Origin of the sequence: Streptomyces sp. YS-3 (genome assembly GCF_045257485.1) — a bacterium.
GTDB lineage: Bacteria > Actinomycetota > Actinomycetes > Streptomycetales > Streptomycetaceae > Streptomyces.
Genome location: NZ_JBJHPC010000344.1, coordinates 1 through 7871, shown reverse-complemented (window position 1 = coordinate 7871; position 7871 = coordinate 1). Strand labels below are relative to the sequence as shown.

The 7871-nt window shown below is 73.1% G+C and carries 5 protein-coding genes; 1 reads left to right on the top strand and 4 read right to left on the bottom strand.

Translation table 11 applies throughout. The features are described from left to right. Both ACJA3G_RS24400 and ACJA3G_RS24395 read right to left on the bottom strand, forming a co-directional pair. Window positions 1-1175 (bottom strand): ATP-binding protein (locus tag ACJA3G_RS24400; RefSeq protein ID WP_406555177.1); only part of this gene is annotated, 1175 nt, incomplete at its 3' end. A gap of 181 nt (window positions 1176-1356) precedes the next feature. Continuing rightward, on the bottom strand, window positions 1357-2169 hold the full coding sequence (locus ACJA3G_RS24395; RefSeq protein WP_406555176.1) for an MgtC/SapB family protein: 813 nt from the start codon (window positions 2167-2169) through the stop codon (window positions 1357-1359). A 138-nt stretch (window positions 2170-2307) separates the two neighbouring features. Here ACJA3G_RS24395 and ACJA3G_RS24390 point away from each other — a divergent pair, with 138 nt between their 5' ends. Next, window positions 2308-2613 (top strand): MazG-like family protein, encoded by a 306-nt coding sequence (locus ACJA3G_RS24390; RefSeq protein WP_406555175.1) that lies wholly within the window; start codon window positions 2308-2310, stop codon window positions 2611-2613. Between the two features lie 12 nt (window positions 2614-2625). On the opposite strand, the gene ACJA3G_RS24385 is transcribed toward ACJA3G_RS24390, so the two are convergent. Further along, a complete protein-coding gene (locus ACJA3G_RS24385; RefSeq protein WP_406555178.1) occupies window positions 2626-4497 on the bottom strand; it encodes a cellulase family glycosylhydrolase in 1872 nt (623 codons plus the stop codon). A gap of 120 nt (window positions 4498-4617) precedes the next feature. Further along, on the bottom strand, window positions 4618-7871 hold a 3254-nt coding region (gene pulA, locus ACJA3G_RS24380; RefSeq protein WP_406555174.1), incomplete at its 5' end, for a pullulanase-type alpha-1,6-glucosidase.

Below are 7871 nucleotides of genomic sequence, written 5' to 3'. Positions count from 1 at the left end.
GCCACACAGGTGCCGTGGGCGGTCGGCGCGACCAGGATGTAGCCGTGGTCGGACTCGATGACGACCTGGCGGATACGGGCGTCCTCCTGGTCCGCGAAGGCCGCCGCGGCGGGCCGCCGGTGGGCCGGGTCGATCCGGCTCAGCAGATGGCTCTTGACCAGCAGCACCGCGCGTACGCCACCGTAGGGCGACGGCGAGGAGAGGTCCACCGAGAGGTCGAACTGCCGGGTGAGCTGGCCGATCGCGGCCAGTCCCATCCGGGGCGGGTCGCCGAGCTCGGCGAGCAGGATCGCCTCGGTGCCGGCCACCATCCGCTGGGCGTAGGCGCGCTCGTCGCGGCTCATGCCGACCCCGGCGTCGTCGATGGTGACCGAGACGCCGTGGTGGGCGCGTTCGAGGTTGACCACGACCTCGGTGTCGGGAGCGGAGTGGCGCAGCGCGTTGTCGAGCAGCTCGGCCACGATGATCGCGACGGGCTCGACGGCGTGCGAGACGAGCGCGGTGCCCGGCTCCAGGTGGTTGTGGACACGCACCCGGTGGTAGCCCACCAGCCGGGACTGACCACCCGTCACCGCGTCCACCAGGTGCGACTCCTCGCGGGCCAGGCCGACCCAGGCGCCGCAGACCACGGCGGTGACCTGGGCGCGCCGCAGCGACTGCTCGTTCTCGTGGTCGAGGGCGAAGAGCGTCTGGGCCAGTTCCGGGTCGTCGTAGCGCTGCTGGAGGCCGCGCAGCTGGTCCTGGAGGCGGTAGAGCCCGGCCTGGATCTCCCGGGTGGCGCCCCGCATGCCCGCGCGGGCGGCGGCGTCGACCCGCTTGCGCTCCTGCGCCACGGCGGTGGTGACCCCTTCGAGGACGCCGTCCAGGCCCGCGCCGAGCTCGGTGCCGGCGAGGTCGGGGTGGAGCGGGCCGGGCACCTGCACGTGCGGATGCGCGGCCCGGGTCGCCTCGGCCGGGACGCGGCGCTGGGCGAGATGGGCGACCTCCGCGGCGTACGCCCGTGCGAGGCGGGCCACTTCGGCGCGGGCGCCCTCCCCCTGGGAGCGCAGCTCGGCGATCTCCTCCCGCTGCCGGGCCGCCCGGCGCCGGGAGCGCAGCAGCCCGCCCCCCAGCACGAACGCGGACAGGGTCCCGGCCGCCAGGCCTCCGGCGGCCAGGTCCGGTATCTCAATCATCTGATGGGCCTTCGGGGGAGATCGGGAGAAGGGCATGTGAACGGCCGCCCCGGGAGGCGAACGTGGCCAGTACACACTGTCATTGACCGGTCCCGCACTGTTTTACACGAAGATCCTTTCGAACCTGAACGCGGGAGTCCGATTCTTTACGAAACGTCGGAGTGCCAGCGCGGGCCCGCGCTCAAGGACTGTTGAAGAAATCGCGGACCCGGTAGCGGCGCCGCCGCCCCCGGCCGTCGTACCCGTCGTCGTCCTCGTCGTCGTCCGGGTGGTGCAGCACCGTCCAGCTCACCGCCGAGACGGCCGGCTCCAACGACTGCCTGCTCACCGCCTCTTCGAGGAGGCTGTCGTCGCGGCGCTCGGTGGTGAGTTCGGCGGTCACCGTCACCCTGCCGGGCGCGTCCGTGGCCTGGCTGTCCCGGCTGTCCCGGCTGCGCACCGAGCGCAGCCGGAACCCCGGCCCGGTCAGGGCCTGGACGGAGAGGATGCGCACATGTGCCTCCTCCGCCTCGCCGCAGACCACCTCGAACAGGTAGTCGGTGCCGACCTCGACGCCGCCGTGCGGCTCGCGGTCCAGGCGCCGCCCCAGCGGTCGCAGCAGCAGGTTGGCCCCGACCACCCCGGCGGTGCCGAGCGCGGCCACCCCGTAGAGCCCGGCCCCGGCGAGCGCCCCGACCGCGGCCGAACACCACAGCGTGGCGGCCGTGTTCAGGCCTCGTACGCTCAGGCCGTCGCGCATGATGACACCGGCGCCGAGGAAGCCGATGCCCGAGACGATCTGGGCGGCCACCCGGGAGCCGTCGTAGCCGCTGGTGCTGGTGGCGTCGACGAAGCCGTACGTCGAGAGCAGCACGAAGAGCGCGGACCCCGCCGCCACCAGCGCGTTGGTCCGCAGCCCGGCCATCCGGGCCCGCCACTGGCGCTCCAGGCCGATGATCCCGCCATAGCCCAGGCCCGCCCCGATGTTGGCGGCCGTGTGCCACTCGTTGAGCATGTTCCGTACTCCTCGCCGTCTGCCCGTCCCCCTCCTATCGGCCATCGGCGCCCCGGTGTTGAACCGGTTCGGCGGACGGGCCCGTTCGGCCCTCGTTAGGCTGGACGGACACCGCCGCACGGACCGCTCGGAGGAGTCTTGGACATCCGGACCGCACAGGAGCAGGCCTGGGCGAACAAGATCGAGAAGGGGTTCAACGTCACCGATGTGCCCCTGGAGTTCGGTCTGCTCACGGCCGAGGTGAGCGAGGCGTTCACGGCCTGGCGCAAGCGGCTTCCCGACCTCGGGGAGGAGCTGGCCGACGTCTTCCTCTATCTGGTGGCGCTGGCCGAGATGAACGGCGTGGACCTGGACGACGAGGTCGCCCGCAAACTGGAGAAGAACCGCCGCCGCGCCTACGCGCGCGACGAGCGCGGCGCTCTGGTCCGGATCACCGAGGGCTGAGGACCCGCGGGCCTACGTGTGGGCCGCCGCCCAGGAAGCCAGTTCGGCGCGGGCGGCGCTCAGCAGTTCGGCGGACGGATCGGTGGCGCCGTCGGTGACCAGCGCGAAGTGGACGCCGCCCGGGTCGGGTGCGGTGAGCAGCAGCCGTCGGCTGCCGGTGCCGCCCGGCTCGGGCGCCACGGCGACGGGCGTGTGCGCCGAGTAGCCGGGCGGGCCGTGGACCGCGCCGAGATCGGAGACGACCGTGGTGGTGGCGTAGGAGGCCGGAAGATGGAGCTCGGTGGGCGCGGCCACGCCGTTGGAGCGCCACAGGAGCACGCCGTAACGGCCGCCGCCGACGAGCCGGGCCACCTGCGGCAGCGAGGCCGGGACGGGGTTCCAGGTCTGGGTGGCGGAGCCGTCGCGGGAGCGGTCCTCGTAGGTGAAGGCGAGCACGCGGCCCGCCGTGGCCGAGGGGTAGAGCCGGTCGAGGAGGCGGGCGTCCTGGCGCAGCACGGGCGTGCCCGAGTCGTCGCGGCGCACGGCCGAGAGGTCCTCGTCGTTCCAGGCGTCACCGGCGGTCAGGACCTTGCCGGGGTTGCCGTTCATGAGCTCGTGGTGGCGTCCGCTGTACAGGTCCCACTGCCACTGGGTGCCGGACAGGACGGGCCCCGACGCCGACGGGTCCGACCACCAGGCGGCCCCCGCCAGGCGGGAGTCCAGCCCCTGGTACATCGCCTTGAGGACACTGGGGGCCTTGTCGGCGACGGTTCCGGAGAGCGGGTGGCCGAACTCGCCGACGACCGCGGCCGTGCTCGCGGCGGCGGCCCGGTCGCGCACGGCGCCGAGGTCGCGCGCGTACTGCCCGTCGCCCGCCTTGCCCCACATGAAGACGCCGGAGATCGCCTTCTGGTCGTAGAAGTGGGTGTTGAACACATAGCGCGGCCCGAGGGCGCCCGCGTCGAGCAGGCCGCCCTCCTGGCGCTGGAAGTCGATGTTGGCGTTCCAGAAGAGGTTGGGCTCCACGTACGCGGGTTTGGCCTGCCAGCCCGCCGCGTCCATCCGGGCCCGGAAGCGGGTGTAGAACGGCCAGAGCACATCACGTTCCCAGGCGCGGCTGGTCTGCCCGCTGTCGTAGCTGCCCGCGTGCGGTTCGTTGTACGGGTCGAACCCGGCGACGGCCGCGAACTCCTCGGCGGTGAGGTGCTGGGCCAGGTACCCCAGAGCGGTCTGGGCGGTGGTGAGGAAGGCGTCCTGGAGGCCGCGCGCGTTGTGCCAGAAGTCGTGAGCCGCGCGCTTGACCGCCTCGTTCTGGGTGATGTTCTGGCCCCAGAACAGGCAGATCCCGCAGGACTCGTGCGGATAGCCGCCGTCCGCGACGGCCCAGGCGGGGGCCCCGTCGCCGGTGTACCAGCTGCCCGTGTCGAAGAGGTGGCGGGAGAACAGGTCCTGGTGGAAGTCGGGCAGCACCCGGACCCCGGCGTCCAGGAAGGCCCGCATCTGCTCGGTGACGGCCGCGAGATACCCCTGGTCCACCTGGCCGCGTACGGGTTCGGCGGACGCCCAGGAGAGCAGGAACCGTACGGTGTTGGCGCCGCCCAGGGCGCGCACGGCGGTCGCGGCGGCGCGGGCGTCGGCGACCGAGGCGAACGGCAGTCCGCCGTGCTCGGCCAGCTTGGTCTCGCCGGAGACGTTGTAACCGCGCAGCACCACCTCGCGGCCGAGCCCGTCGACCAGGCGTCCGTCCTCGACGGTGAGCGCGGAGGCGGTAGCGCCGTCGAACCACTGGGCGCCGGGGAGCCCGTCGGCCCCGGAGGCCGGGGTGCCCGTGCCTCCCGCCCCGAGGAGCGCGGCGAGCAGGACGAGGACCCCGAACGGACGCGCCCACGACTTTGGCATGCCCATCACCATCGCGGCGGCCCGGAGCACAGTCAACACTCCGGGCCGCCGCCCCTCGGGGACGCGGGGCCTGGCATCGGCGGCTTCACCGCGTGGGCGGGACCGGCCGCGGCGGACCCGCGCCCGCTACCGGCCGGTGAACACCGCCACCGTCCGGCCCGGGACGGTGAAGGTGCCGGACCCCTCCTCGTACGAGGCCGACCTGACCGTGGCGTCGCCGCCCCCGGCCTGCGCCGGGTGGAGCGTGTACCCGTGGCCCGCCAGGGCCGCGACCCGCTGGGTCTGCCGCTCCGGCGTCGCGTTGAAGACCACCACCAGAGCGCCGAGCCGCATGGTGATCACGCCCGGTGTCTCGTCCTTCCCGGAGAGCGGGAAGGAGAGCGCCGACTGCACCTGGGCCGCGGTGGCCAGCCGGAACGCCGGGTCGGTAGCACGGATCTTCAGCAGGTCACGGTAGGCGGCCGAGGCCCCGGTGATCTCCGCACAGCCCGCGGTGAGCGAAGGAGCCGTCAGCAGGGGCTTGGCGTAGGGCCACTTGGACTGGTTGTCGGCGGCCGGCGGCAGCCCGCGCCCGAAGCCGTTGCCGTCCCGGCAGTCCCAGTGGATCGCGTTGAACCAGTCGCCGCTGTCGAAGGAGTTGCGGTCCAGCGACTTGGAGCGCAGCAGGTCCGTACCGGCCTGGGAGAGCGCCGGGCCCTGCGACAGCGTGGCGGTCGCCAGCGCGAGCACCTGCATCCTGGCCCGGTCGGTGCCCGAAGTGGTGCGCGGCAGCTTGAAGGCGAGCGCGTCGTAGAGCGACTCGTTGTCGTGCGCGTCGGTGTACGCGAGCGCGTCACCGGGAGCCCGCGCGTACCCGGCCGGGGCGCCGTTGTAGTCGACGTCCGCGCCCTTGACCGTACGGCCGGAGGTGTCGGTGAAGGTGTACGCGGCGAGGTTGCCGGAGAGGCCGACCTTGATGAGGTCCTGGTAGTGCAGCAGCCGGGCCCGCTGCTCGGCCGGGGTGCCGTTGGCCGCCGAGGAGTTGGGGTCGGTGTACAGGCCGGAGGCGAAGCCCTGGACGCCCGGGTCCTCGTCGAAGGGGCCGCCGCCGCGCACCGCGTCGCGCGCCCGGTCCGAGAAGGTCGCGATGCCGGTGCCCGCCATGTTCTTCTGGGTCGCCTGGACGAACCGGGCGTCGTCCGCGACCTCGCCGAAGTTCCAGCCCTCCCCGTACAGGACGATCTTCTTCCCGTCGACGCCGTCCCGGGCGGGCGTCAGCGCGTCGAGCGCCTTGCGGACCGCGAGGATGTTGGCCTTGGGGTGGTGGCCCATGAGGTCGAAGCGGAAGCCGTCGACCTTGTACTGCCGGGCCCAGGTGACCACCGAGTCCACGACGAGCTTGCCCATCATCACGTTCTCCGGCGCGGTGTCGGCGCAGCAGCTGGAGGTGGCCACCGTGCCGTCGTCGAGGAGGCGCTGGTAGTAGCCGGGCACGATTTTGTCGAGGACCGACTTGTCGGCCTGGCCGCTCGCCACGGTGTGGTTGTAGACCACGTCCATCACCGTGCGCAGCCCGGCGCCGTTGAGGCCCTGGACCATCTGCCGGAACTCGACCGTGCGCCGGGTCCCCTCGGGGTCGCTCGCGTAGGAGCCCTCGGGCACGGTGTAGTGCAGCGGGTCGTACCCCCAGTTGTAGGCGTCCTTGGCGGCGGTCTTCGCCACGCACGCCTGCTGCTCGGGCGAGTCGGGCGCGTACACCTTGAGGTCGCAGCCGGGGACGGCCCGGTCGGACTTCTTCTCGGGAATGGTGCCGATGTCGAAGGCCGGGAGGAGGTGGACGTAGGAGGTCCCGGAGCGGGCGAGCTCCTTGAGGTGCTTCATGCCGTCCGAGCCGGTGTCCGTGAACGCCAGGTACTGGCCGGGGTGGCGGGAGGTGGGGTCGGCGACCGAGAAGTCGCGGATGTGCAGCTCCTGGATCTGTGCGGCGCGCAGCGGTACGGCGGCGGGCTTGCGCAGGGTCGACCAGCCCCTGGGCGCGAGCTTCGGGTCGGCGAGGTCGACGACGAGGCTGCGGGCCGAGTCGGTGGTCAGGGCGGTGGAGTACGGGTCGGTGACCAGGTTGGTGACGACCTTCTGGACGCTGGGCGCCCACACCGTCACGGCGTACCGGTACGGCTTGCCCGACCAGCCGCGGGGGCCCGTCACCGACCAGACGCCGGTGGCGTCGTCGCGGCGCATGGCGACGGTCCGGCCGTCGAGTTCGAGGGCGACCCGCCGGGCGGTGGGCGCCCAGAGGGAGAGGGTGGGGCGACCGCCGGAGAAGACCGGTCCGAGCGCCGCACCGCCGGCGCGGGCGCCGTACAGGTCGTCGAGGACGCCCTGGGTCTGGACGCCGGTGGCGGCGAGCAGGGCGCCGTTGGCGAGGCGCTGGGTGGCGACGACCTGCCCGGTGAGGGCCCGGCCGATCCGGTCGCGGTCGCGCGGGTCGACGGTGAAGGCCGCGTACGTGCCCAGGTGCGGGAACCGGGCCTTCTGCGCGTCGGTGAGACCGCCCGGGACGGGGGTGAGACGCAGCCAGTGGCCCTCGCCGGTGAGGACGCCGTCCTTGACGGCGAGGCCGCCGTCCGGCGCGTACACCAGCTGCCGGCTCGCGGCCGTGCCGGCCGTGTTCCAGGCGACGGTGTACCGGTCGATCCACTGCGCCCGCGACTTCGTCAGGTCGAGGTCGGCGGCGGAGCCGGACCCCATGGGCAGCAGGTACTTCTCGACCCCGCCCAGGAGCCACACCTCGTGCCCATATGCGGCGAGGTCCAGCGAGCGGTCGGAGGCGAGCTCCTTGGTGTCGCCCCGGTGGAGGATGTAGCTCAGGCCGGTGGCGCCCTCCTTCAGCGGCACCTCGAAGACCGCGCCGAAGGCGTCGGTGCGCACGGGGGGAAGCGGCTTGGACCAGTCGGTGGGCGTCGCGGCGCCGGTCCAGGTGTGGATGCCCCAGCCGCTGTAGTCGCCGTCGGCGCGCTGGTAGTGGATGACGGCCCTGGTGGTGTCCTGCGGCGGATAGGCGCCGGGGGGCGGCGAGGTGAGGAGCGCGTCCTTGCCCTGCTCGACCCAGACCTCCCCGGTGCGGCCCACGTCGATGGTGCGGTCGGCGGTGACGTCCTTGGTGCCGTCCTTGTCGATGACGAGGAACCCGACGCTGGAGGCGCCCGGCTTCAGCTTGACGTACGCGAAGGCGCCGTACGCGTCGCGGCCGGTGAAGGCGTGGCCCGCGGGCCAGGTGGTGGACTCGCCGTCGGCGAGGTCGCCCCAGGCGTAGAGCCGCCAGTCAGTGTAGTCGCCCGCCGGGCGCTTGTAGTGGACCACGGCGTAGTCGCGCCGGGAGGCGGTGGGCACCGGGTCGGGGG